Below are 24,362 nucleotides of genomic sequence, written 5' to 3'. Positions count from 1 at the left end.
GAAAGGAAAACCGGGAAGGGGGGAGCCGCATGGCCTCCGTGAGCAGAGCAAAACGCCGCCAGGCGGCATAAACGACAAGCGATTGGTATGGTATTCAAAAAACAGACGTATTCCACTGTGGTTGCGGACTACATCAAACGGCAGATCCAGCAGGGCGAGTTGCTGCCGGGACAGGCCATCAAGGAGGTGGCGCTTGCCGAGCACCTGGGCATCAGCCGGGCGCCCGTCCGCGAGGCCCTGGAAAGCCTGGTGCAGGAAGGCCTGGTGACTTCGGAGCCGCAAAAGGGCAAGCGGGTCCGCCTGATGTCGCCGGAAGAGATCAGGAACAGCTACAATGTCGGCGGGATACTGGAGGCCACAGGCGTGGCCGACAGCCTGCCCGACTGGAGCGATGCGGAAGTGGACGAACTGGAACGCGTCCTCAAGGACATGCATAAAAGCAACCCGTCGTCCGGGGGGCAGCTGGGACTGACCGAGCTGGATGACATCTTCCACGGCAGGCTGCTCATGCATTGCCACAATCCCTATCTTGTGGATCTGGCACGCCATTCCTGCTCTACCATCTCCAAATATCTGATGTACCGGCAGTGGACGGCCTTCTACTCGTTCAATGAACTCTACGAACGGCATGTGATGCTGGTGGAGGCCATGCGGAGCAGGGACAGGGCGGCTGTGTGGAAAAAGATCCGTGAGCACTATGAGGAGCTTGGGGCGTATATGGCCCAGCTGATGGAAAAATCAGACTGGACACAGGAATAGGAAAGCCCCGCGCGGAACAGCGAATGTCCGGCGCGGGGCCCGTTGTGTGACGGCAAGTGCCGCGGATCAGGCCAGCATGTCCAGGAAGTACCGGTGCAGGCGCAGGTCCGGGGTCAGTTCGGGGTGGAAGGAGGTGGCCAGCACATGGCCCTGGCGCACGGCCACGATGCGTTCGCCGCGGTCGGCGTCCAGACGGGCCAGCACCTGCACGTCCTCGCCCACGCGGCTGATGAGCGGCGCGCGGATGAACACGGCCCGCAGGGGCCCGCCGGCCAGACCGTCGATGTGCAGGTCGGTCTCGAAGCTGTCCACCTGACGGCCGAAGGCGTTGCGGCGCACGGTGGCGTCCAGCACGCCCAGGCGCGGCTGGCCGGAGCCTTCGATCTCCTTGCAGAGCAGGATCAGGCCCGCGCAGCTGCCGTAGACGGGCATGCCGTCCAGGATGCGCCGGCGCAGCGGTTCCAGCATGTCCCATTCCACCAGCAGCTTGCCGATGGTGGTGCTTTCGCCGCCGGGGATGACCATGCCCTCAAGGCCTTCCATGTCCTTGAGCTGGCGTACTTCGCGGACATCGGCGCCCAGACGGCGCAGTGCCGCGGCATGTTCGCGGAAGGCCCCCTGCAGGGCCAGGACTCCGATACGGGCCATGCTACCAGCCCCGCTCCTGCATGCGTTCGGCCGGCGGGATGGTGGAGATGTCGATGCCCACCATGGCTTCGCCCAGGTCGCGGGAGATCTCGGCCAGCAGGGCATAGTCCTTGTAGTTGGTCACGGCCTGCACGATGGCGCGGGCACGCTTGGCCGGATCGCCGGACTTGAAGATGCCGGAGCCCACGAACACGCCGTCGCAGCCCAGATGCATCATCATGGCGGCGTCGGCGGGGGTGGCGATGCCGCCGGCGGCAAAGTTCACCACAGGCAGGCGGCCTTCCTTGCGCACGGCCAGGCAGACTTCCAGGGGAGCGCCGTTTTCCTTGGCGAAATTGGGCACTTCGGCCTCGGGCAGGGAGCAGAGCACGCGGATCTCGTCCATGACCTGGCGGCAATGGCGCACGGCTTCCACCACGTTGCCGGTGCCGGGCTCGCCCTTGGTGCGGATCATGGCCGCGCCTTCGGCGATGCGGCGCAGGGCCTCGCCCAGGTTGCGGCAGCCGCAGACGAAGGGCACGGTGAAGTCGCGCTTGTCGATATGATACCGGTCATCGGCGGGGGTCAGCACTTCGCTCTCGTCGATGTAGTCCACGCCCAGGGCCTCAAGGATGCGGGCCTCCACGAAATGGCCGATGCGGGCCTTGGCCATGACGGGGATGCTCACCACTTCCATGATGCGCTTGACGATGGTGGGGTCGGCCATGCGGGCGATGCCGCCGGCGGCGCGGATGTCGGCCGGGACGCGTTCAAGGGCCATGACGGCGCAGGCGCCGGCTTCTTCGGCGATCTTCGCCTGTTCGGGGGTGGTCACGTCCATGATGACGCCACCCTTGAGCATTTCTGCAAGACCGGTCTTCAGGCGAATGGTGCCCTGTTCCATATCTTCTACTCCTTACGGCACCGTCGGGCGGTGCGCTGGTTACGTGGGGCCGTTAGCGGCCAGAAGGGCCTTATATGCCATATCGTTGCCAGTGACAATAACTATACGCAGACAGGCTGTTTTTCCGGCAGGTTGCGGCTATCGGCCTGCTGCCCGCATTTCGGGCGCGGGCCTGGAAGACCTGTCCGCCGCCGCAGGACAGGCTGCCGGGGAAGCACGCCTGCCCGGCCTTCCGCCGTCATCGGGGGGCCGCCAGCCCTGACCTCCTTCCCCGCACGGGCCCTTCTGCGGGCAGGCGCCGCAGCAGTCAGGGAATGACGGCTTTGGCCTTGCAATGGTGTCCCCCTGTGGCGTATGCTAAAAACTCCAGCTTAACCAAGGATGAGACATGTCCGCACTCTGTATCCGTGTCCCCGCCCTGCGCGGTCCCCTGCCCGGGGAGGCACCGCTTTCCCCTGCGGCGGGTTGCTGTCCCGTGTTGCGTCTGTGGCCCGGCCTGCCGGAAGAATTTTCCCGTCCTGCCGCCGGAGGGCTGACGGCATCCGGTCGTCGCGCCGTGACCGTTACGGTCCCGGCTCCCCAGGGGCCGTGGCATATGCCGGACAACCTGCCTTTTTCGCCGCGTGAGGCCGCGGTCTGCCTGGATGACCTCCAGCGCATGGGGGATGCCGCCCTTTCCGGCCAGCCGGTGGGCACTCTGGGCGCCGATGTGGGCCGCGCCCGCCGCAACAGCGCGGAAAGCGCCCTGCGCGCCGGCCTGATGGCCGACGGCACCCTGGAGACGGCCCAGGCCCTGGAAGCCGCCCGCGAGGAGCGGGAAAAGGCCTGCGCGGCCCAGCGCATGCTGCTCTGGAGCTGGCTGCAGGAAGAACGCCTGGCCGAACTCCAGGCCCTGAGCTCCAGCCTGAGCAGCAGCAATGCCCGCTTGCAGGCCGCGCTGGACATGGACCCCGCCGATCCTGACGAGGCGGCCCTGCTGGCGGGCGATGCCCGCGATACGGAAGCCGCCCTGGCCACCCTGGCCGCCTTCAACAGCCCCGTGCAGGTGGACGATTCCCTGCTGCCCGCCTGGCCCCGCCTGCTGGACGCCGTGGTGCGCTTTGTCCCGGCGGACTGCCTGCTGCTGGCCGAGGGCCGCATGCGCCGCGACCTGCTGGACGGCCAGGGCGAGCTGGCGTTCCGGCCCCTGCCCGGTGACGGCCCCCTGCGCCTGTGTGATGCGGACGGCCATGCCGTGCCCCTGCTGCAGGCGCGCGCCCCCCTGTGGCGCATCCTCGGGCGTCCGCGTGCGCCCCGCTGCTGCCCCGGCTGGCAGGAGGAACGTACCGTGGTGCTGCGCGGGGACGACTGATGGGCAGACTTTTCCCGCACGGCCTCACCGGCATCATCTTCGACTGTGACGGGGTCATGATCGATTCCCGCGCCGCCAACGCCATCTTTTACAACAAGGTGCTGGCGGCCCTGGGACTGCCGCCCCTGACCCCGGAGCAGGATGCCTATACGTTCATGGCCACGGCGCGGCAGGCGCTGGAATACATCGTGCCTCCCGAGATGCACCGGCGCATGTATGAAGTGGTGCGGACAAAGGTCATCTATTCACGCGACATCGTCCCCCTGCTGCAGATCTATCCCGGTTACCGGGAATTCCTCGAGCTTGCCCGCGGCCACGGCATGCGCCTGGCCGTGCATACCAACAGAACTGCGGAAGGGATGCAAAGGGTTCTGGACTTTTTGGCGTTGCCCTCCTATTTTAATCCTGTAGTCACGGCAACGGATGCCGCCCCCAAGCCCGCCCCGGACGGCGTGCGGCTGATCCTTGAACAGTGGGGGGCCGATCCTGCGCAGGTGCTTTTTGTGGGCGACAGCCCCAATGACCAGAAAGCCGCCACTGCCGCTGGCGTCGTGTTCGCGGCATTCGGCGGGGATCTGCAGGGCCCGCTCGCGGCGGCCGGTTATGACGAACTGGCCGGGCTGCTGCAAAATGAATGGGAGTAGGCATGTTTTTTGTACAGAACGTCATCCTGGCCGTGGTCGATCTGCTGGCCATAGTCCTCAATCTGTATTTCTGGGTTGTCATCGTGGCGGCCGTGCTCTCGTGGGTGCGGCCCGACCCCTACAACCCTGTGGTGCGCGCCCTGCGCACCCTGACGGAACCGGTGTTCTACCGGGTGCGGAAATGGCTGCCCTTCACCTACACCAACGGCATCGATTTCTCGCCGGTGGTGGTGCTGCTGGTCATCCAGCTCATCAACCGCATCGTCATCGCATCACTGGCCCAGTTTGCCGCTACTCTGGTGTAGCGGTTTGCCGTAACGGGCGCCATCCGTGGCGCCGAACATCTAACGCTGGAGATTTCTTATGGATCAGCATGAAATTGAACTCATCGAACAGCTACTGCCCACTGATCCGGAGCTGAAATCCCTATGGGAAGACCACGTCCTTTACAGCAAGCAGGTAGACAAGCTGGAAGCCAAGGCTTTCCGTACTCCCACCGAGGAACAGACCCTGAAGCAGCTTAAGAAACAGAAACTTGAAGGCAAAACCAAGCTCATGGAGCTCTTGGATAGCCATCGCGCCGGAGCATAACTGCTGGCGCAGGAGTTGACCCTATGGAACTCACAGGTGCGCAGATTCTCCTTGAATCCCTTAAAAAAGAAGGTGTTGATGTACTGTTCGGTTACCCGGGCGGTGCTGTGATTGATATTTATGACGAGTTGCCGCGGCATCCCGAACTGAAGCATGTTCTGGTGCGGCATGAACAAGGGGCTGTGCACGCGGCTGATGGCTATGCCCGTGCCTCCGGCAAGGTAGGGTGCTGCCTGGTCACTTCCGGACCGGGTGCCACCAATACCGTTACGGGCATAGCCACAGCCTACTGTGATTCCATTCCGCTGGTCGTCTTCACGGGACAGGTCCCCACGCAGCTCATCGGTAACGACGCCTTCCAGGAAGTCGATATCGTGGGCATCACCCGTCCCTGTACCAAACACAATTTTCTGGTGAAGGACGTGCGCAACCTGGCCAAGACCATCCGCCAGGCCTTCTATCTTGCGCGTTCCGGACGCCCCGGGCCCGTCCTCGTGGACCTGCCCAAGGATGTCATGCAGGCCCGTACGGAATTCGTCTGGCCCGAGGACATCTTCATGCGCAGCTACAACCCCACCTACAAGCCCAACCTGAACCAGCTGCGCCGTACGGCCGAAGAGCTGGCCAGGGCCCGCAAGCCCGTCATCCTGGCGGGCGGGGGCGTCATCATGGCCGATGCCTCCGAGGTCCTCTGCGAACTGGCCCACGAACTGGACATCCCCGTGGCCACCACGCTCATGGGGCTGGGGGCCTTCCCCGCCAACGGGGACCTGTGGCTGGGCATGGTGGGCATGCACGGCACCTATGCCGCCAACATGAGCATCAACCATGCGGACCTGCTGGTCTGCGTGGGCGCGCGCTTCGATGACCGCGTGACCGGCCGTCTGCAGGACTTCGCCTCCCATGCGCGCATCGTGCATATCGACATCGACCCCACCTCCATCCGCAAGAACGTGGAAGTGGACGTGCCCGTGGTGGGCGACTGCCGCCAGGCCCTGGAAGGCATCCTGGAGATCTGCCGCGCCAAGATGGCCGATACCGACTGGTCGGGCATGCATGCCGACTGGCTGCAGACCGTGCACGAATGGAAGGCCAACCATCCGCTGGCCTACACCAGGAACGGCCACATCAAGCCGCAGCAGGTCATCGAGGCCATGTACGCCATCACCAAGGGCGATGCCATCATCGCCACCGAGGTGGGGCAGAACCAGATGTGGGCCGCGCAGTTCTATACCTTCACCAAACCGCGCACCCTGCTGACCAGCGGCGGGCTGGGCACCATGGGCTACGGCTTCCCCGCAGCCATCGGCGCGCAGTTCGCCTTCCCGGACAAGCTTGTCATCAACGTGGCCGGTGACGGCTCCATCCAGATGAACATCCAGGAACTGGCCACCGTGGTGCAGAACAAGCTCCCGGTCAAGGTGGTCATCCTCAACAACGGGCATCTGGGCATGGTGCGCCAGTGGCAGGAACTCTTCTACAATCGCAACTACAGCCATACCAATATGGAGGCCCAGCCCGACTTCGTGAAGCTGGCCGAGGCCTACGGCGCCGAAGGCTACCGCATCAGCAAGCCCGAAGAGCTGGAAGACGTGCTGCGCAAGGCCCTGACCTCGCCCAACCCGGCCTTCATCGACGTCATGGTTGAGCGCGAGGAAAACGTCTATCCCATGGTGCCCGCCGGGGCCGCCCTGGATGAGATGCTCTTGGTGTAGAGGAGGGACGCCATGCAAAGACATGTTCTTTCCGTGCTGGTGGAGAACGAGCCCGGTGTGCTCAGCCGTGTGGCCGGCCTGTTCAGCGGCCGCGGTTTCAATATCGATTCGCTCAATGTGGCGCCGACCCTGGAGGACGGCGTCTCGCACATGACCATCACCACCTACGGCGACAGCCAGATCCTGGAGCAGATCATGAAGCAGCTCCACAAGATCGTGACCGTCATCAAGGTGATGGATTTCGCCGACATGCCCGCCATCGAACGCGAGATGATGTTCGTCAAGGTCCAGGCCGAAGGCCCCGCCCGCAGCGAGATCCTGCGCACCGTGGAGATCTTTCGCTGCAAGGTGGTGGACGTGAGCTCCAGCGAGATGACCATCGAGGCCACCGGCGACCACGACAAGCTGGACGCCATCCTCAGCCTGCTGCACCGCTTCGGTATCAAGGAAGTGGCCCGCACCGGCTCCGTGGCCATGCGCCGCTCCAAAAAATGTGAATAGCCTCTTCCGGCCCGGGGCCGCAGACAGCCCCGGGCCGGAAGATGACGGCAAATTTTCCCGGGGCCTGCCGTAGCGCTTGACATTTGCGCCACGGCGGCCGAAATAGAAGTTTCCCCCTCGGGGATACCGAGTATTTTTCCATTGAAAAGGACAAGAGCCATGAAAGTTTACTATGATCAGGATGCCGATCTTTCCGTCTTGAAAAACAAGACCGTGGCCATCATCGGTTACGGCAGCCAGGGCCATGCCCATGCCCAGAACCTGCGCGACTCCGGCGTGAAGGTCGTCGTGGGCCAGCGCCCCGGCGGTGCCAACTACGAGCTGGCCAAGCAGCACGGCTTTACCCCCGTGTCCGCTGCCGAAGCCGCCGCCCAGGGCGACCTGATCATGATCCTGCTGCCTGACGAAGTGCAGGCCGCCGTGTACGAAAAGGACATCAAGCCCCATCTGACCAAGGGCAAGGCCCTGCTGTTCGCCCACGGCTTCAACATCCACTTCAACCAGATCGTGCCTCCCAAGGACGTGGACGTGTTCCTGATCGCCCCCAAGGGCCCCGGCCATCTGGTGCGCCGCACCTTCACCGAAGGCGGCGGTGTGCCCTGCCTGGTGGGCATCCAGCAGGATGCCACCGGTGAGGCCCTGAAAGTGGCCCTGGCCTACGCCAAGGGCATCGGCGGCACCCGTTCCGGCGTTATCGAGACCAGCTTCCGTGAAGAGACCGAAACCGACCTCTTCGGCGAACAGGCCGTGCTCTGCGGCGGTATCTCCGCCCTCATCAAGGCCGGTTTCGAGACCCTGGTGGAAGCCGGTTACCAGCCCGAAATGGCCTACTTCGAGTGCATGCACGAAATGAAGCTGATCGTTGACCTGATGTACGAAGGCGGCCTGTCCCGCATGCGTTACTCCATCAGCAACACGGCTGAATACGGCGACTATGTGACCGGCCCCCGCCTGATCACCGACGCCGTGAAGAAGGAAATGAAGGCCGTGCTGAAGGACATCCAGAGCGGCAAGTTCGCCCGTGACTTCATCCTCGAAGCCCGCGCCAACTATCCCATGTTCATGGCCACCCGCCGCAACGAAGCCAACCACCAGCTGGAGCAGGTGGGCAAGGAGCTGCGCGGCATGATGACCTGGCTGAAGAAGGACAAGAAGGACTAGTTCCGCTGTCCGTCATGACGCTCGCAAAGGGGGACTCCGGTCCCCCTTTTTTGTTTTTCGGGTCTGGCCGGAGGGCGTCCCGGAGAAGCCTGTGATGTGGTCAGGCAGTCCGTGACCGGCCATCCTGCTCCGGGACTTCCTGCGGCAAGGCAGCGGCAACGGACAGGCCCTGCGCCCCTTCCGGGAAGGGCAGGGCCATCCGCCCATGACCGGCTATGTCCCGGCACCATGAGATGAAGGGAGGGCGCCTATGGCACCGGATACGGCATTCTATGACCAGCGCGCGGCCAGCTACGCTGCGGCATCCCATGATATGGACCTGCGGCCCCTGTATGCCCGTTTTTTGCCGCATGTGCGCCCCGGCGGGCGCATCCTTGATGCCGGTTGCGGGTCGGGACGGGACGCGCTGGCTTTCCGTCAGGCGGGCTTCCGGGTCGAGGCCTTCGATGCCTCGCCGCAGATGGCCCGGCAGGCAGCGCTCCTGCTGGGGCAGGACGTGCCTGTGCTCTGTTTCGAAGAGGTGGTATGGCAGGAGCGTTTCGACGGCATCTGGGCCTGCGCCAGTCTTCTGCATGTGGCCCCGGCGGATCTGCCCGACGTCTTGCGGCGTTTGCAGCGTGCCCTGCGTCCCGGCGGCGTGATGTTCTTCAATTTCAAGTACGGTCAGGGGCAGCGCCACAGCCCGGACGGGCGCCGCTTCACCGATATGGACGAGGCCGCTGTCCGGGACCTGCTGGAGACGCTGCCGGGGCTTGTCTGCCTGGACATGCGGACAGGGGAGGACGACCGCGCAGCGGAGCTGCGGGAGCGCTGGATACAGGTCCTTGTCCGGCGCATCCCGTCCTCTGATTGAGGCGGCCTATACCGCCCAGCAGGCCACGCTGTGGCCGTTCTCGCAACGGGCCACAGGAGCGCTTTCAAAGCAGCGCGGCAGGGCTTCGTCACAGCGCGGGGCAAAGGGGCAGCCTTCGGGCATGTTGTCCAGGCGGGGGACGCTGCCGGTGATGGCGGGCAGGCGCCGCATGCCCATGGCCGCGCGTCCCGGTGCGGAGCGCATGAGCCCGCGCGTATAGGGATGCAGGGGATTGCGGAACAGTTCGGCCGTGGGGGCGTGCTCCACCAGATGCCCCGCGTACATGACCCCCACGGTGTCGGCGATGCGGGCCACCACGCCCAGGTCGTGGGTGATGAAGAGCACGGCCATGCCGCGCTTGCGGCTCTGCTCCGTGATGAGGCTGAGGATCTGGCCCTGGATGGTGGCGTCGAGGGCCGTGGTGGGTTCGTCCGCCAGCAGCAGGTCGGGCTTGCAGGCCAGGGCCATGGCGATCATCACGCGCTGGCGCATGCCGCCGGAAAGCTGGTGGGGGTAATCGTCGTAACGGCTCTCCGCCGCGGGGATGCCCACCTCGGAGAACAGGCGGACGACCTCCCGCCGGGCCTCGCTGCGGGACAGGCCCAGGTGCAGGCGCAGGGGCTCCGCGGTCTGCATGCCCACTTTCAGCACCGGGTTGAGCGAGGTCATGGGCTCCTGGAAGATCATGGCGATATGGCGGCCCCGCAGGGCGCGCATCTCTTCCGGGGTCATGGTGCGCAGGTCGCGGCCGCGGAACAGGATGCGGCCGCTGATATGGGCATTTTCGGGCAGCAGATGCAGGATGGCGCGGGCCGTGAGGCTCTTGCCGCAGCCGGATTCGCCCACCAGGCAGGTGATGCCCGCCGGGGGCAGGCTGAGGCTGACGGCATGGACGGCGGGCAGGACGCCGTCGTCCGTGCTGAAACTGACGGAAAGCTGTTCCAGAGTGAGGGTGTCGTCCAGGTTCATGGGCTGTGCGGTCCCCGCTGTTGGGTTGGGCGGCCGGTTCCTGACTGGGACACGGCACGGCGGGCTGGAAAAGGGGAAGGAGGCTTTCCTTGCGGAAGCGGCTCCTTCCCCCGGATGGCGTCGGGATGGCGGCGGCTCAGCGCTTGACGCGCGCCTCGCGGTACTGGATGTAGGCCTCGCGCACGGCGATGTACGGGTCCACGGCGATGCCGCTCAGGCTCTCGTAGGTGGGCAGCAGGTCGTCCAGGGCATTGAAGCGCAGGTAGAGCTCGGAGGCCGTGGCCAGCTCCCAGGGATGGACGAAGAAGAAGACATCGGTGGCGCAGTCGCCCGCAAAGCCGATGGTCTCGCGCACGGAGCTGGGCCCCAGGAAGGGCCAGACGATGTAGAAGCCGTGCCCGATGCCCCAGCGGCCCAGGGTCTGGCCGAAGTCCTCGCCGCCGGGATCGATGTCCACCAGGATCTTCTTGGTGCTGGCCACATCGGCAAAGCCGCCCAGGCCCACGGTGGTGTTCATGCAGAAGCGTCCGAACTCCACGAAGGCTTCCTTGATGCGGAACTGCAGCAGGCTGTTGATCATGCGCCTGGGCATGAGGATGTTGGCATAGAAGTTTTTGACGCCGCCCCGGATGGGCTGGGGGACGATGGTCTCGTAGAAGTTGTAGACCGGCTTGGCGACATGCAGGAAGAAGATGTCGTTGAAAGCGAACCAGAAGCGGTTCCAGGGCTCCAGCGGGTCGGCGATGCTGGTCAGGGGCTCGCTGTCGTAATCGTCCAGGGAATCCCCGTCGGCCATCTGCTCGTGGGCATAGGGATGCACGGAGATGGCCCCGGCCGGCATGGTGGGGCTGCTGCTGTCGTACAGGCTCGACGGCGCGTGTTCCGTGGCCGGAGCGGCCGGAGCGGCACCGGCGGGCACGGCGCACAGGAGCGTCAGCAGCAGGAGCGGGACAAGGATGTGGGGACGCATGCTCTCTCCGTTTGGCGGCTATTTGCCGACCGGCTGCTTGCGCACTTCGTCGGCCTTGGCCCTGACGCGGGCGATGAGCTCGTCAGGGGTGCCGCTGGTCAGGATGTCCTGGAACTGGGTGCGGTAGTTTTTGACCAGGCTCAGGTTCTCCACGATGATGTCATAGACGCGCCAGCTGTTGTCCTTGGCCATCATGCGGTAGGCCACGGGCACGCGGGTGCCGTCCTTCATGGTGATCTCGGTGCGGACTTCCACACGGGTCCTGGCGGCATTGGCGATCTCGCCGGTATAGGCCACCTGTTCGCCGTTATAGCCGTCCACCTTGTTCAGATAGGTGGTCAGCAGCAGGTCGGCGAAGGCATTGCTGAAGCTCTTTTTCTGGGCGGCGGAAAATTCCTTCCAGCGGGGGCCCACCGTACGGGATGAGAACTCGCCGAAATCGAAGATGTGGTAGACCTCGTCTTCGATCTGGCGGCGCAGGGGCGGCCGGGTGGCGGGGTTCACATAGTCGGGGTTCTTGATGCAGTCCAGCACGCGGCTGATGGACACCTCCAGCGCCTTGCGGGCCGGAGAGGCCTCGGCGGCGACGGCGGCGGGGGCAAAGGCGGGCAGGGACAGACACAGGGTCAGGGCAGCGCCGGCCAGCAGGCCGAGCACCGTGCGACGGTTGTTCATCTTACACACCTCCCAGGGCGTATTTGCTGATAAGGGATTCGATGTCCACGGCGGATTCCGTCTCTTCCAGGGTGTCCCCGGAGGCGAGGACGTCTTCGGAACCGCCGGCGGTCAGGTTGACGTACTTGTCACCGATGAGGCCGCTGGTCTTGACCGAGGCGATGGTATCGGCGGGCAGCTGCAGGTCCTTGTCCAGGATCAGGACCACGCGGGCCTGGCGCCGGGTCAGGTCGTCATCCAGCCTGATGGAGGCCACGCGGCCCACGGGCACACCGGCCATCTCCACATCGGCGCCCACGCGCAGGCCGGAAACGGAATTGAAGTTGGCCACAAGCTCAAAGCCCTTGCTGTCAAAGACCTCCATCTTGCCGAGCTTGATGGTCAGGTAGGCCACACAGACAAGGCCCAGCAGGACGAAGATGCCGACAGCGGTCTGGCGGAAAGGATTCATGGCAATTTCCTTGTGCGGCAATGCCGCGCTATGGTTATACGCCCGGCAGGGGCAATCTTCAAGGTGCGTCCGCAACGGTATACGGCAACGTTCGTTGGCGGCTCGCCGGGTATCGGACAGGGGATGCGGCCGCACGGTCCCTTTGCAGGGCCGCAGGGCCGGAGGATATGCCGGCCCCGCCTAGGTCCTGAACCATCTGTCCAGGGCGGCGCTCACGCGCGGGTCGGCGGGAGCGTCGGCCAGGCTCTCCTCGTCGCCGCCCTCGCGGCGCAGGAACTGGCGCAGGTACGGATCCCGGCTGGCCTCCAGTTCCGGCAGGGTGCCGGAAAAAATGGCCCTGCCCTCGCGCAGCACCAGCACATGGTCGGCGATGCAGCGCAGGCTGGCCAGGTCGTGGCTGACCACCACCAGGGTCATTTCCGGGTACTGGCGGTGCATGGCCTGCAGCAGGGCATCCATGCGCGCGGCCGTGATGGGGTCCAGGCCGGACGTGGGCTCGTCACACAGCAGGATGCGCGGTTCGGCGATGAGGGCCCGGGCAAGGCCCGCCCGCTTGCGCATGCCGCCCGAAAGCTGGTTGGGGAAATAGTCGGCAAAATCTTCCAGGCCCACCATGCGCAGGACGCGCAGCCCGGCTTCGCGCAGGACGCTCCTGGGCAGGCGCAGATGCTCGCTGAGGGGCAGGCAGACGTTCTGCACCAGGGTCAGGGCGCCCAGCAGGGCACCGTCCTGGAAAAGCACGCCCATGCGGCGGCGGATGCGCCGGGCCTCGGCATGGGGCAGGCTGAACAGGTCCTGGCCGCCGATGCGCAGGCTGCCGCCGATGGGGCGGGAAAGGCCGATGATGTGGCGCAGCAGGGTGGACTTGCCGCAGCCGGAGCCGCCCAGGATGACGGAGACCTTGCCGCCGGGCAGGGTGGCGTTGATGTCGTGCAGCACGGCGTGGTCGCCGTAGCCTACGGAAAGGGAAGAAAAGGAGATGTCCCAGGCGTTCATGATCACCTACAGCAGGAAGGAGGTCAGCACATAGTCGGCCACCAGGATGAGCACGCAGGAGATGACCACGGCCGAGGTGGTGGCGTTGCCCACGGCTTCGGGCCCCACGCTGTCACGCCGCAGGTGGGTGGTGTAGCCCTGGTGGCAGCAGACCGTGGCCACCAGCAGGCCGAAGACCAGGGATTTGATGAAGCCCCCGGCCACGTCGTTCATGGTCACGGAGCTGGCGATGCGGTACAGGTAGGCGCCTTCGTTGATGTGCAGCATGAGCACGCCGGTCAGGTAGCCGCCGATGATGCCGATGACGTCGAAGATGGCCGTGAGCAGGGGGAAGGCCAGCAGCGAGGCCACCAGGCGGGGGCTGACCAGATAGGCCATGGAATTGATGTCCATGACGTCCAGGGCGTCGATCTGGTCCGAGATGCGCATGACGCCGATCTCGGCCGCCATGGAGGACCCGGCGCGCCCGGCCAGCATGATGGCCGTGAGCACGGGGCCCAGTTCGCGGATGAGGCTCAGCGAGACGGCCGAGCCCAGCATGCCCACGGAACCGAACTGGACGAGGGTGTAGTAGCCCTGCAGGCCCAGCACCATGCCGCAGAAGATGCCGATGAGCAGGATGACGAACAGGGATTTGTAGCCGATGACGTACAGCTGCTGGATGGTTCGGGGGACGATGCGGGGACTGGAAAAGATGTGGCGCAGGCCGTCGAGCATGAAAAGGGTCACGGCGCCCAGACTGTCCAGCATGCGCAGCACAGCGGCGCCCAGCCGGTTGCAGAACGTCAGGATGCTGCTCATAAAGGGTAACACGCCTCACTAGCGGGGGCGGGGTTTGCCGCCCACCTGTTTTTTGGATTTTTGCAGGGGAGAACCGAGCCGCATGCGTTGCAGCTCTTCTTTCAGGTTGGCGGCGTCCAGATCCGTGCCGCGCATGTGGACCATGACCAGGGTCAGTTTGCCGCTCTTCTGGCCGCGGGTGCGCAGGCCCTGGCCTTCCAGACGCTGGCGCAGGCGGTCGGCGTCGTCCACATTGCGGAAGGCCGCCACCTGGAACACGAAATCATACAGGGGCACGGTGGGCGCCGTTTCACGGGGCTTGCTGGCCGGGGCCGCCGTTTTTTCGGAAGCGGGCCGTGCCGCGCCCTTGGGGGCATTGCCCCAGGCCGCGAGCCCGTCGCCCGAAGGCGTGTTGAAGGGATGCGAGCTTTTGACGGCCGGGGCCCCGGCTGCGGCCGGTGCGGCGGCAGCCCCGTCAGGGGCGGCAGGGGCGCCGCCCACGGGCTGCTGGGCCAGGTCGGCCAGTTTGTCCCGCAGGCCCGCCTCCTCGGAACCGGCCAGGGCCTTGTCCATCTCGGCCAGGGTCTCCCTGTCGGGGCGGCCGATGCCGGTCAGTTCGCGCATCTCTTCACCGGGGTTCTGGCCGTGGCCCACCATATAGCCCATGAAGAAGGCCCAGCCCGTGCAGGCCAGCATGACGACGCAGACGGCCGCCGCGGCCAGGGGCGGCAGCGTGAAGCTGAAACCGCCCCTGGGCACAGCGGGAGCGATACGCTGGCGGATCTTGCGCAAAGGCTGGGCCATAGGGTCTACATGGCCTCGGGAGCGCTGACGCCCAGCAGGTCAAGGCCGTTGCGCAGCACCTGGCTCACGGCGCGCAGCAGGGCCAGACGCGAGAGGGTGCGGGCCGTGTCGTCGGCCAGCAGCACCTGATGCCTGGCGTAGTAGCTGTGCAGCATGCCGGCCAGGTCCATCAGGTAATGGCTGACGTGATGCACGGCCAGGGCCTGGGCAGCGGTGGCCACCATGTCCTCGAAACCGGCCATCTTGCGCAGCAGGGCCATGTCTTCGGGGGTGTCCAGGGCCGCCAGCAGCTCGTCCGTGGCGGCGGCGGGCAGGGTGATGCCGCGTTCCCCGGCACGGCGCAGCACGGCGCAGATGCGGGCGTGGGCGTACTGCACATAATACACCGGGTTGTCCAGGCTGCGCTGCTTGGCCAGCTCCAGGTCGAAGTCCAGGCTGGTGTCGCTCTTGCGCGAAAGGAACATGAAGCGGGCCGCGTCGGCGCCCACTTCCTTGACCACGTCGGCCAGGGTCTCGAAGGTGCCGGCGCGGGTGGACATGCTCACGGGCTTGCCGCCCTGGAGCAGGTTCACCAGCTGGATGAGCACCACGTCGAAGCTTTCCCGGGGCTTGCCCATGGCGGTGATGGCGGCGCGCATGCGCGGCACGTAGCCGTGATGGTCGGCGCCCCAGATGTCGATGAGCCAGTCATAGCCGCGCCGGAACTTGTTGTGGTGGTAGGCGATGTCCGAGGCGAAATAGGTCAGGCTGCCGTCGGACTTGCGCAGCACGCGGTCCTTGTCGTCGCCCAGGGCCTGGGTGGCGAACCAGAAGGCGCCGTCCTTGCTGTAGGTGTGCCCGGCTGCGGTCAGGGCGTCGAAGGCGGCCTTGACGGCGCCGCTCTCCACCAGGGTCTTTTCCGAGAACCAGTGCTGGTGCTCCACGCGGAAGTCGGCCAGGTCGGCCTTGATGCCGTCCAGGATCTCGTTCATGGCGCGCTCGTAGCAGCGGTCCTGCCCGGCCTGGTCTTCCATGTCGGGCAGACCGGGGTCTTCGGCCAGCATCTCGCGGGCGATGTCGATGATGTAGCTGCCGCGGTAGTAGTCTTCAGGCCATTCCACGGGACGACCGGCCAGTTCCTTCACGCGCAGCCACACGGAAAGGCCCAGGATGCGCATCTGGCGGCCGGCGTCGTTGATGTAGTATTCGGTCTCCACGTCGAAACCGGCCTTGCGCAGCAGGCGGGCCAGGCTGTCGCCCACGGCGGCGCCGCGGCCGTGGCCCACATGCAGGGGGCCGGTGGGGTTGGCGGAAACGTATTCCACCAGGGTCCTGCGGCCCTGGCCCACGCTGCTCCGGCCATAGTCGGCGCCGGCGGCTTCCACTTCACACACGGTCTTGCGCCAGAAGTGCTGGCTGAAGGTCACGTTGCAGAAACCGGGGCCGGCCACTTCCACCTTTTCGATGTCGGCGCAGCGCTGGGGCAGCTTTTCCACGAAGACCTGGGCCAGTTCGCGAGGGTTCTTGCGGGCCTCGCGGGCCAGCAGCATGGCGATGTTGGCGGCCAGGTCGCCGTGTTTGGGGTCGCGGGGCGGTTCGATGACCGCCTTGGCGGGCCAGGCAAGGCCCATCTCTTCCACAATGCCCATGAGGGCGGAGCGCAAAACGTCAGTAGCGCGCATGTATCCTATCTCCTGAGGCGGGGCTCGTGCCTACGCCGAAAAATTTTCCACGCTTTCGAGGCTGTTGACCAGTTCCACCCGCAGTTCCTGGCGGGCGGCCTCGTCCAGATGATTGAGGCAGGCGGGCACCATCTTGCCCAGCACGGCCTTGGGCCCCACTTCGACCCAGCGGCGCACGCCGTCGGCGTACTGGTTGCGCACGGTCTCGATCCAGAGCACGGACGAGGTCATCTGCCTGAGCAGGCTCTCCCTGGCGCTTTCGCCGTCGGTGACGGCGCGGCCGTGCAGGTTGCAGTAGACCGGGAACCGCGGCTTGCGCCATACGGCCTTGCGCAGCAGGGGCTCCAGCTCGCGGGAGGCCTTTTCCATCATGGGGCTGTGGAAAGCGCCGCTCACCTTGAGTTCGATGGCGCGTCCGCGGTGTTCCTTGGCCTTGCGGCAGGCCAGGGCCACGGCGTCGCGGTGGCCGCTGACCACGAACTGGGCCGGGGTGTTGTAATTGGCCACGATGAGCAGGGCGTCGGCTTCGGCGGCGGCCTCGCGGACCAGGGCCTCCACATCTTCCTGCTTCATCTTGAGGATGGCGGCCATGCTGCCCGTGCCGTCGGGATCGGCCTCGGCCATGAGGCGGCCGCGCAGGGACACGATCTGCAGCACGGTCTCGGGATCGAGCACTTCGGCGGCGGCCAGGGCGCTGAATTCGCCCAGGCTGTGGCCGGCGGCCGCACAGGGGCGCACCTTGCCCGCCAGCTCGCGCCAGAGGTTGATGTTGACCACGGTCAGCGCGGGCTGCAGGGCGCGGGTGTCGCTCATGGCGGCGTCATCGCCTTCCCAGTAGATCTCGCGCAGCGGCAGGCCGCTGACGGCTTCGGCGCGCTTCCAGAGCGTCATGGCTTCAGGACGGGCTTCGGCCAGCTCCCGGCCCATGCCCGCTTCCTGCGAGCCCTGGCCGGGAAAAAGCAATGCACACGATGTCATTCTCATAACTCCAAAAATGGATTGGCAAGCGGTATAAAGTTGTCTTTTTTACGACAGAGCGCCAGAGCTTGCAAGTCCCGCCGCCAGAGGCTACACAAGGCCCATGAAGCCCAATGCGAAACACGACGACATCCCCCTGTCCGCCCTGGCGCAGTGCGCCCGGGAGGCGGGCGTGACGGTGCCCGGGGCGGTCCTGCCCGGGCTGGCTGACTATCTGCAGCTGCTCTGCCGCTGGAACAGGGCCATGAACCTGGTGGGCGCCCGTCACTGGCGCGACGTCATGCAGCGCCTGGTGGCCGACAGCTTCCATCTGGCGGCCTTCCTCGACGGCCTGCCCCTGCCCGAAGAGCCCCTGTGCTGGGATCTGGGCTCCGGTGCGGGCCTGCCCGCCATCCCCCTGCGCATGGTCTGGCGGCGCGGCACCTGCTGGCTGGTGGAGGCCCGCGAGAAGCGGGCGCTCTTCCTTTCCACGGTGCTGGCCCGCGTGCCCCTGCCGGGGACCCGTGTTTTCCGGGGCCGGGTGGAGCACTTTTTCCCCCAACAGGCGCGCAAGGCCGACTGCATCACCAGCCGGGCCTTCATGCCCTGGCCGCGGCTGCTGGAACTGGTGGCCCCGCATCTGGCCGATGGCGGCATGGTGGTGATCCTGGCCCGCGAGGAACCGCCCGCCGCCGGGGACATCGACGGCTGGGAGCTGGTGGGTTCCCTTGCCTACACGGCCGGCAGCGCGCACCGCTGGTTCTGGGCCCTGCGCCGGAGGGCCGAAGGATAGTTTTTTTGAGGGAAGGGGCCCCTCTGTCCATGCGGGAGGCTCCCTTCCCCAGGCCCCTCCCCAGCGCGTTTTAGCCGTGTCCCCGGATACGTTTTCCTGCTGAAAACTCTCTGCCACAAAGGAGAGCACGCATGACGGACAAACCGGTCTCCGTCTATTTTACCGCCGAGAACCGCACGTTCTGGCTGCACGGCCTGTTCTGGGGCCTGGTGACCTTTGGGCTGGCCTTTGCCCTGCGCATGGTGGAATGGCCCTGCTGGCAGAACCCGGAGTACCGTCTGGGCTCGGAATGGCTGCTGGCCACGCACGACGCCTACCACTGGGTGGCCGGTGCCGAAGGTTTCGGCCATGCGGTGGGGCATCCCATGGCCGTCATGCTGCGCGGCATGGCCGACCTGCTGGGGACCTATCCCGCGGCGGTGGCCTTCTGGTTCCCGGCGTTGCTTTCCTGCTTCGTGGCCGTCATCGTCTACGCCTGGGTCTGGGCCCTGGGCAGCATGGAGGCCGGTGTGGCGGCGGGCCTGCTGACCAGCCTGGCGCCGGGTTTCCTGGCCCGTACCCTGCTGGGATACTATGACACGGACCTCGTGACCCTGTTCTTCCCCCTGCTCATGACCCTGGCCCCTGCCTGCTGGGCCATGCGCTACATGCTCCTGCCCCAGCTGATCCTGAAAAAGCTCATCGTCGGTTCCGGCCTGGCCGCGGCCAAACGCCTCTGGGGCAGCTCGCTGGCCGAGCAGGACCTGCGTCTGGGCAATCCCCTGCGCTGGCAGTGGGTGGTGCTGCTGGGCGTTTCCGGCGTCATCTCCTGGTGGACGCAGGAGTGGCATTCGGTCTTCCCCTATCTGACCCGCTACAATGTCTGCCTGCTGGCCTTCATGAGCCTGGTCATGGCCCCGCGCGGCCGCCGCAACCTCCTGCTGCTGGGCTCGCTGGCCTACGCCCTGCCCACGCTGGGCGGCCCCCTGTTCTTCGGCTTCAGCGCCCTGCTCATGACCGCGGGCTGGACGCGTGCCCGCCAGATGTACCGCCTGCGCCAGTGGCTGTGCCGCCCCTGGGTCCTCATCCTCCTCTGGCTGGGGGTGGGCTTCCTCTTCCTGTCGGGCGAACTGCTGCAGACCATCACCCACCAGCTTTCCCTGTACATGAAGAAGGCCGAGGTCTCGGGCGGCAGCGGGGCGCTGGCCCTCATCTACCCGCCCGCGGGACAGGCCCTCACCGAAGTGCAGGACCTGGGCCTGCTGGCCGTGCTGGCCTATTTCCATCCCTGGCATGAGGCCGCGGCCCTGGGGCTGCTGGGCTTCGTGTGGGTGATCTTCCGCCGGCCCGGCGCGCTCTTCCTGCTGCCGCTGGCGGCGCTGGGCCTGCTCAGCACCAAGATGGGCGGGCGCATGGTCATGTTCGGCGCGCCCATCGTGGCCGTGGGCCTGACCCTGCCCCTGTACTGGCTGCTCCAGCGCCTGCTGCGCAGGCTGCGCCCCGACGTGACGGGCATCCTGACCTCCGCGCTGCTGCTGGCCCTGCTGGTGGCCCCCTTCGTTAACATCATCCCGGCCATGTCGCAGGGGCCCATGATCAACCGCCGCCATGCCGAGATGCTCAGCCGGGCCCAGACCGTGGTGCCCAAGGACGCCACGCTCTGGCTGTGGTGGGACTGGGGCTATGCGGCCCATCATTTCGCCCGTCGCCACACCATCGCCGACGGTGCCCGCAATGCCGGGGCGCCGCTCTACCTTTCGGCGGCGGTGCTGGGCACGGACAATCCCCGTTTCGCCCGTCAGCTCATCCGCTATACCAGCCGGTTCGCCAAGGGGCGCGACCCCTTCGACGAGGAGGTGGCCGGCGCGGTCTTCGCCGGGCTGGATGCCCAGCAGGCCCAGGATCTCATGGACAGGCTGCGTTCGCCGGAAACGGCGCTGGTGGAAGGCGAAGGGCGGCAGTTCGTGACGGTCAGCTTCGAGATGCTGCGCCTGGGGTTCTGGATCAGCAATTTCGGCAACTGGGATTTCGTGACCCGGCAGGGAGAGGGCGCGGCCCTGTCCATCCTGCCGCAGGCCCTGGCCTACAACCTGGACAAGGGCGAGGTCCTGCTGGACGACGGTGCCACGCCCATCCGTCCGGCGTCCATCAGTGTGTTCGAGGAGACGGGCGTCACCCGCCGGGACTACATCCAGCAGTGGTTCGACAGCCATCCGCGGGCCACGGCGGCCCAGCGGCAGGAGTTCCTTTCCGGGCGCCGCAACGTGCATTTCTTCTTCAACCGCATCACGGACGAGAAGCTGGCCATGGATGCCAACCTCTACAATTCGCTCATGGTGCGCCTGCTGGTGGGCAACCCGCAGGATCCGGCCATCTCGCCCTATTTCAAGCTGGTCTACGACAACGTGTTCTGCCGCATCTACGAAGTGCTGTAGGGAAGGCGGGCGGTGGGGGCCCTCATGAGCTGGGGCCTTCGGGCTCTTCCCTCTCCCCGGCCCCTCCCCCTTTCCCCGGCGCGTGCTGCCGGAAGGATGGGGAGCCCTTTGGCCGGCCCCCGGGGCAGCCCCTTCCCTCAGGGAGAGCGGCGTCCGCAGGCCGCATCAATGATGGTAGGGCACCTTGCGGATGATGCATTCCGCGCGGTAGAGCTGCTCCAGCAGGAGCACGCGGGCCAGCTCGTGGGGGAAGGTCATGCTGCTGAGGCTGACCAGCTTCCAGGCGCGCCGGCGCACGGCCTCGTCCAGGCCGTAGGCGCCGCCGATGATGAAACAGGCGCGGCCCAGGGCGTCGTCATCGATCTTTTGCAGCAGCCGGGCCAGCTGGGGCGAGGTCAGGGCGGTGCCGCGCTCGTCCAGCACCAGGGGCACGTCCTGCGGGTCCAGGGCCTCCAGCAGGCGGCGGCCTTCCAGCTCGTTGCGCCGGGCCTGGGGCAGGGCGGGGTCCCCGTCCCGGACTTCCACACATTCCAGACGCCGCCAGCGGTTGATGCGCTGGCTGTAGTGGGCGGCGGCGTCTTTCCAGAACGGTACTTTCAGTTTGCCCACACTGAGCAGGCGCAAGGGTTTCCCTGTCATGATTCCTCGATCGTTATGTCAGATATCCACGGCGGAAGACGCCGCCCGCAGACTGCGCGAGGGCGGCGTGCTGGCCTTTCCCACAGAGACCTTCTACGGCCTGGGCTGCTGTGCCGACCAGGCCCTGGCCGTGGCGCGAGTGTATCAGGCCAAGCGCAGGCCCGTCCATATGCCCCTGCCCCTGCTGGCGGGCAGCCTTGACCTGCTGCGCCCCTATGTGACGCTGGAGCAGGCCCCCGAAGCGCTGCTGGCGGCCTTCTGGCCCGGCCCGCTGACCGTGGTGCTGGCCGCCCGGCTGACGCCGCTGGAAGGCCGCCGGCCCCTGGCACCGCAGCTGGTGAACCCGCGCGGCAAGGCCGCCGTGCGCCTGACGCCCCATCCGCTGGCGGCGCGTCTCTCCTGTCTGGCCGGGGCGCCGCTCACGGCCAGCAGCGCCAACATCAGCGGACAGGCGGCCGCCCGCGTGCCTGACGAGCTGGACGAACGCCTGCTGGCGGCCCTGACCGGGCCCGGCGACGGCGTGGTGGTCAGCGGCCCGGCCCCGGCAGGCGGCGTGCCGTCCACCATCGTGGAGCCGCTGGCCGGCACGGACCTGCGCGTGCTGCGCCTGGGGGCCGTCAGTCTGGAGGCCCTGCGGGGCGCGGGCTTCACGCCGCATTTGTCCTGATGCGGCCATCCCGGCCTGTCCTGACGTGACCTGCCTGCCGACGGGGGCGGAGGCAGGGCCTTGCGGGGCGCCGGGACCCTGTCGAACATGGAGCTTGCGGCCAGCATGCTGCTGGCGTACCATGCGCCACTGGAGGCACCCATGCAGAAAGAACTCACCTGTCCCGCTTGCGGCCACAGCGTCATCCGGTATCTGAACCCCGCGCCCACCACCGATGTGGTCATCCATGAGCCCGGAAGGGGCATTGTGCTCATCGAGCGGGCCAACGAGCCGCACGGCTTTGCCCTGCCGGGAGGTTTCGTGGACGACGGCGAGCAGGTGGAACATGCCGCCGTGCGCGAGATGCGCGAGGAGACCGGCCTTGATGTGGAGCTGCTGGGCGTGCTGGGCGTGTACTCGCGCCCGGACCGTGACCCGCGCCGCCACACCATGAGCGTGGTTTTCGTGGGGCGCCCGCGTGACGCGGCGGCCCTGCAGGCCGGGGACGATGCCGCCCGGGCGGCCTTCCATCCTCTGGACAGGCTGCCGCAGCCCCTCTGTTTCGACCATGCCCGCATCCTGGCGGACTTTGGCCGCTGGCTGGCCGGGGAACGCACGCTGGCGCCGGTGGAGCCGTCAGGGGAGGATGCCTGATGGGCTACCGCAACCTTCAGGAGTGCGTGGCCGACCTGGAAAAGACCGGACAGCTGCGCCGTATCGATGCCCCCGTGGACCCGTATCTGGAGCTGGCGCACATCCAGCGCCGGGCCTTCCGGGCCAAATCCCCGGCCCTGCTGTTCACGCGGGTCAGGGGCTGCGCCTTCCCCATGCTGGCCAACCTGTTCGGCACCAGGGAGCGCCTGCACTACATTTTCCGCGACAGCCTCGCCGGGGTGGAAGCCGTGCTGGCCGCCAGGGCCGATCCGGCCGCGGCCCTGAAGCATCCCCTGCGCAGCCTGCGGGCCCTGCCCGCCCTGCCGCGCATGCTGCCCCGCCGCACCTCCAGGGCGCCCGTGCTGGAGAACCGCTGCGCCCTGTCGGCCCTGCCCCGTCTGGTGGGCTGGCCCCTGGACGGCGGGCCCTTCATCACCCTGCCGCTGGTCTACAGCGAGGATCCCGCGCGTCCCGGCCTGGATGCCTCCAACCTGGGCATGTACCGCGTGCAGCTGGCGGGCAACGACTACGCCGCCGACGAGGTGGGCCTGCACTACCAGATCCACCGCGGCATCGGCGCGCACCATGCCGCGGCCCTCGAACGGGGCCAGAGCCTGCCGGTGAACATCTTCGTGGGCGGCCCGCCGGCCTTCACCGTGGCGGCGGTCATGCCCCTGCCCGAAGGCCTGTCGGAACTGCGCTTCGCGGGCCTGCTGGGGGGGCGGCGCGCGGCCATGCATTACAGCCGCCGCCTGCCGCTGCCGGTGCTGGCCGAGGCGGATTTCTGCATCAGCGGCCACATCCTGCCGCATCTCAAGCCCGAAGGCCCCTTCGGGGACCATGTGGGCTATTACAGCCTGCGGCATGATTTCCCCGTGCTGCAGGTGGAGGCCGTGCATCACCGCACCGGCGCCATCTGGCCCTATACGGCCGTGGGACGCCCGCCGCAGGAAGACACGGTCTTCGGCGACTTCATCCACGAGCTCACCGGCGCGCTGGTGCCGCAGGTCTTCCAGGGCGTGCGCGAGGTCCACGCCGTGGACGCCGCCGGGGTGCATCCCCTGCTGCTGGCCCTGGGCAGCGAGCGCTACACGCCGTACGAGGCGCAGCGCCGCCCGCGCGAGCTGCTGACCGCCGCCCTGCACATGCTGGGCACCACGCAGACGGCCCTGGCCAAATATGTGCTGGTGGCCGCGCATGAGGATGCGCCGGACCTGCGGGCCCGGGACGTGGTGGCTTTTTTCCGCCATCTGCTGGAGCGCACCGATTTCGGGCGCGACCTGCACTTCATCACCCGTTCCACCACGGACACCCTGGACTACACCGGTTTTGCCCTCAACGAAGGTTCCAAGCTCATCTGGGCCTCGGCGGGCGGGAAGCGCCGGGACCTGGGGCTGGAGGTGCACGATCTGCCGTCGCTGCCCGAAGGCTTTGGCGACGCCCGCTGCGCCGGGCCGGGCATCCTGGTGCTGCGCGGTCCCCGTCATGAGCTGGGCCGCAACGAGACCGATCCGCGCATGGACGGGCTGGCCGCCTGCCTGGCCCGCTGGCCGCAGCGCGAGGCCTTCCCGCTGGTGGCCGTGGTGGACGATGCCGCCTTCTGCGCCGCGGATTTCGACAATTTCCTCTGGGTGGCCTTCAGCCGTTCCGACCCCGCTGCCGACATCTACGGCACCGGGGCCGTGGTCCGCGCGCGGCACTGGTCCTGCGAAGGGCCGCTGCTGCTGGATGCCCGCGTCAAGCCCTTCCATGCGCCCGCCCTGGAGGAAGACCCCGCCGTTCAACGCCGTGTGGATGCCCTGGCCGCGCCGGGCGGCCCGCTGCACGGCCTTATCGAATAAGGATCG

General features: G+C 66.8%; 26 protein-coding genes. 14 read left to right on the top strand and 12 right to left on the bottom strand.

All coding sequences use genetic code 11. The annotated features are described in order from the left end of the window. The first annotated feature begins 87 nt into the window (after positions 1–87). Positions 88–759, top strand: a complete 672-nt coding sequence (locus DESPIGER_RS06060; RefSeq protein ID WP_072334376.1) for a GntR family transcriptional regulator — start codon at positions 88–90, stop codon at positions 757–759. A 66-nt stretch (positions 760–825) separates the two neighbouring features. Here the strand turns inward: DESPIGER_RS06060 and pdxT are convergent, their stop codons facing one another. Together pdxT and pdxS are read right to left on the bottom strand one after the other, a co-directional pair. Then, positions 826–1,407, bottom strand: coding sequence for a pyridoxal 5'-phosphate synthase glutaminase subunit PdxT (gene pdxT / locus DESPIGER_RS06055; RefSeq protein ID WP_072334373.1), 582 nt, complete (start codon positions 1,405–1,407; stop codon positions 826–828). A gap of 1 nt (position 1,408) precedes the next feature. Next, positions 1,409–2,290: a pyridoxal 5'-phosphate synthase lyase subunit PdxS gene (pdxS, locus tag DESPIGER_RS06050; RefSeq protein WP_072334371.1), complete on the bottom strand. Its 882-nt coding sequence runs from the start codon at positions 2,288–2,290 to the stop codon at positions 1,409–1,411. 388 nt (positions 2,291–2,678) lie between these two features. Here pdxS and DESPIGER_RS06045 point away from each other — a divergent pair, with 388 nt between their 5' ends. The 8 genes from DESPIGER_RS06045 to DESPIGER_RS06010 all read left to right on the top strand — a co-directional run bounded on the left by DESPIGER_RS06045 (position 2,679) and on the right by DESPIGER_RS06010 (position 9,106). After that, a complete protein-coding gene (locus DESPIGER_RS06045; RefSeq protein ID WP_072334368.1) occupies positions 2,679–3,641 on the top strand; it encodes a hypothetical protein in 963 nt (320 codons plus the stop codon). Beyond that, positions 3,641–4,285 (top strand): HAD family hydrolase, encoded by a 645-nt coding sequence (locus tag DESPIGER_RS06040; protein ID WP_072334365.1) that lies wholly within the window; start codon positions 3,641–3,643, stop codon positions 4,283–4,285. Before DESPIGER_RS06045 ends, DESPIGER_RS06040 begins: the two co-directional genes overlap by 1 nt. Before the next feature lie 2 nt (positions 4,286–4,287). After that, on the top strand, positions 4,288–4,590 hold the full coding sequence (locus tag DESPIGER_RS06035) for a YggT family protein (RefSeq protein ID WP_040369507.1): 303 nt from the start codon (positions 4,288–4,290) through the stop codon (positions 4,588–4,590). Between the two features lie 58 nt (positions 4,591–4,648). Continuing rightward, complete coding sequence (locus DESPIGER_RS06030; RefSeq protein WP_072334361.1) at positions 4,649–4,876, top strand: DUF465 domain-containing protein; 228 nt, start codon at positions 4,649–4,651, stop codon at positions 4,874–4,876. 23 nt (positions 4,877–4,899) lie between these two features. Beyond that, positions 4,900–6,591: a biosynthetic-type acetolactate synthase large subunit gene (gene ilvB / locus DESPIGER_RS06025; protein ID WP_072334358.1), complete on the top strand. Its 1,692-nt coding sequence runs from the start codon at positions 4,900–4,902 to the stop codon at positions 6,589–6,591. Positions 6,592–6,603: 12 nt separating this feature from the next. Beyond that, positions 6,604–7,092, top strand: a complete 489-nt coding sequence (gene ilvN, locus DESPIGER_RS06020) for an acetolactate synthase small subunit (RefSeq protein ID WP_072334355.1) — start codon at positions 6,604–6,606, stop codon at positions 7,090–7,092. Positions 7,093–7,251: 159 nt separating this feature from the next. Continuing rightward, positions 7,252–8,253, top strand: a complete 1,002-nt coding sequence (ilvC, locus tag DESPIGER_RS06015; protein ID WP_072334352.1) for a ketol-acid reductoisomerase — start codon at positions 7,252–7,254, stop codon at positions 8,251–8,253. A gap of 250 nt (positions 8,254–8,503) precedes the next feature. Continuing rightward, positions 8,504–9,106, top strand: a complete 603-nt coding sequence (locus DESPIGER_RS06010; protein WP_072334349.1) for a class I SAM-dependent methyltransferase — start codon at positions 8,504–8,506, stop codon at positions 9,104–9,106. 6 nt (positions 9,107–9,112) lie between these two features. On the opposite strand, the gene DESPIGER_RS06005 is transcribed toward DESPIGER_RS06010, so the two are convergent. From DESPIGER_RS06005 to DESPIGER_RS05965, 9 genes are all read right to left on the bottom strand, one after another. Next, positions 9,113–10,075: an ABC transporter ATP-binding protein gene (locus DESPIGER_RS06005; RefSeq protein ID WP_072334346.1), complete on the bottom strand. Its 963-nt coding sequence runs from the start codon at positions 10,073–10,075 to the stop codon at positions 9,113–9,115. 136 nt (positions 10,076–10,211) lie between these two features. Continuing rightward, a complete protein-coding gene (locus DESPIGER_RS06000) occupies positions 10,212–11,045 on the bottom strand; it encodes a VacJ family lipoprotein (protein ID WP_072334343.1) in 834 nt (277 codons plus the stop codon). Positions 11,046–11,063: 18 nt separating this feature from the next. Further along, complete coding sequence (locus DESPIGER_RS05995; protein ID WP_072334340.1) at positions 11,064–11,720, bottom strand: ABC transporter substrate-binding protein; 657 nt, start codon at positions 11,718–11,720, stop codon at positions 11,064–11,066. Between the two features lies 1 nt (position 11,721). After that, entirely contained in the window at positions 11,722–12,171 is a 450-nt protein-coding gene (mlaD, locus tag DESPIGER_RS05990) for an outer membrane lipid asymmetry maintenance protein MlaD (protein ID WP_072334338.1), read from the bottom strand. Between the two features lie 180 nt (positions 12,172–12,351). Then, positions 12,352–13,167, bottom strand: coding sequence for an ABC transporter ATP-binding protein (locus DESPIGER_RS05985; protein WP_072337581.1), 816 nt, complete (start codon positions 13,165–13,167; stop codon positions 12,352–12,354). Between the two features lie 6 nt (positions 13,168–13,173). Further along, positions 13,174–13,968 (bottom strand): MlaE family ABC transporter permease, encoded by a 795-nt coding sequence (locus tag DESPIGER_RS05980; RefSeq protein ID WP_072334335.1) that lies wholly within the window; start codon positions 13,966–13,968, stop codon positions 13,174–13,176. Positions 13,969–13,986: 18 nt separating this feature from the next. Continuing rightward, entirely contained in the window at positions 13,987–14,751 is a 765-nt protein-coding gene (locus DESPIGER_RS05975) for an SPOR domain-containing protein (RefSeq protein ID WP_072334332.1), read from the bottom strand. 5 nt (positions 14,752–14,756) lie between these two features. Then, entirely contained in the window at positions 14,757–16,412 is a 1,656-nt protein-coding gene (gene argS, locus DESPIGER_RS05970) for an arginine--tRNA ligase (protein WP_072334329.1), read from the bottom strand. 30 nt (positions 16,413–16,442) lie between these two features. After that, on the bottom strand, positions 16,443–17,396 hold the full coding sequence (locus tag DESPIGER_RS05965; RefSeq protein WP_072334326.1) for an acyltransferase domain-containing protein: 954 nt from the start codon (positions 17,394–17,396) through the stop codon (positions 16,443–16,445). A 97-nt stretch (positions 17,397–17,493) separates the two neighbouring features. Between DESPIGER_RS05965 and DESPIGER_RS05960 the strand changes: the two genes are divergently transcribed. Both DESPIGER_RS05960 and DESPIGER_RS05955 read left to right on the top strand, forming a co-directional pair. Beyond that, entirely contained in the window at positions 17,494–18,162 is a 669-nt protein-coding gene (locus DESPIGER_RS05960) for a 16S rRNA (guanine(527)-N(7))-methyltransferase RsmG (RefSeq protein WP_072334323.1), read from the top strand. Between the two features lie 131 nt (positions 18,163–18,293). After that, entirely contained in the window at positions 18,294–20,576 is a 2,283-nt protein-coding gene (locus tag DESPIGER_RS05955; RefSeq protein ID WP_072334320.1) for an STT3 domain-containing protein, read from the top strand. Positions 20,577–20,741: 165 nt separating this feature from the next. On the opposite strand, the gene DESPIGER_RS05950 is transcribed toward DESPIGER_RS05955, so the two are convergent. Then, on the bottom strand, positions 20,742–21,215 hold the full coding sequence (locus DESPIGER_RS05950) for a 23S rRNA (pseudouridine(1915)-N(3))-methyltransferase RlmH (protein ID WP_072334317.1): 474 nt from the start codon (positions 21,213–21,215) through the stop codon (positions 20,742–20,744). On the opposite strand from DESPIGER_RS05950, the gene DESPIGER_RS05945 reads away from it, so the two are divergent. From DESPIGER_RS05945 to DESPIGER_RS05935, 3 genes are all read left to right on the top strand, one after another. After that, positions 21,214–21,882 carry an L-threonylcarbamoyladenylate synthase gene (locus DESPIGER_RS05945; protein ID WP_072334314.1) on the top strand — a complete coding sequence of 223 codons (669 nt, stop codon included), beginning with the start codon at positions 21,214–21,216 and terminating at the stop codon, positions 21,880–21,882. The two genes, DESPIGER_RS05950 and DESPIGER_RS05945, sit on opposite strands and share 2 nt — an antisense overlap. A gap of 141 nt (positions 21,883–22,023) precedes the next feature. Further along, the gene (locus DESPIGER_RS05940; RefSeq protein ID WP_072337579.1) at positions 22,024–22,515 is read left to right on the top strand and encodes an NUDIX domain-containing protein; all 492 of its coding nucleotides are present in this window, start codon (positions 22,024–22,026) and stop codon (positions 22,513–22,515) included. Continuing rightward, positions 22,515–24,356, top strand: coding sequence for a UbiD family decarboxylase (locus DESPIGER_RS05935; RefSeq protein ID WP_072334311.1), 1,842 nt, complete (start codon positions 22,515–22,517; stop codon positions 24,354–24,356). Before DESPIGER_RS05940 ends, DESPIGER_RS05935 begins: the two co-directional genes overlap by 1 nt. Positions 24,357–24,362: the final 6 nt, after the last annotated feature.

The organism is Desulfovibrio piger (genome assembly GCF_900116045.1).
Taxonomy (GTDB): Bacteria; Desulfobacterota; Desulfovibrionia; order Desulfovibrionales; family Desulfovibrionaceae; genus Desulfovibrio; species Desulfovibrio piger_A.
The sequence above is the reverse complement of the archived record's forward strand: the minus strand, read 5'-3'. Positions and strand labels throughout refer to the sequence as shown.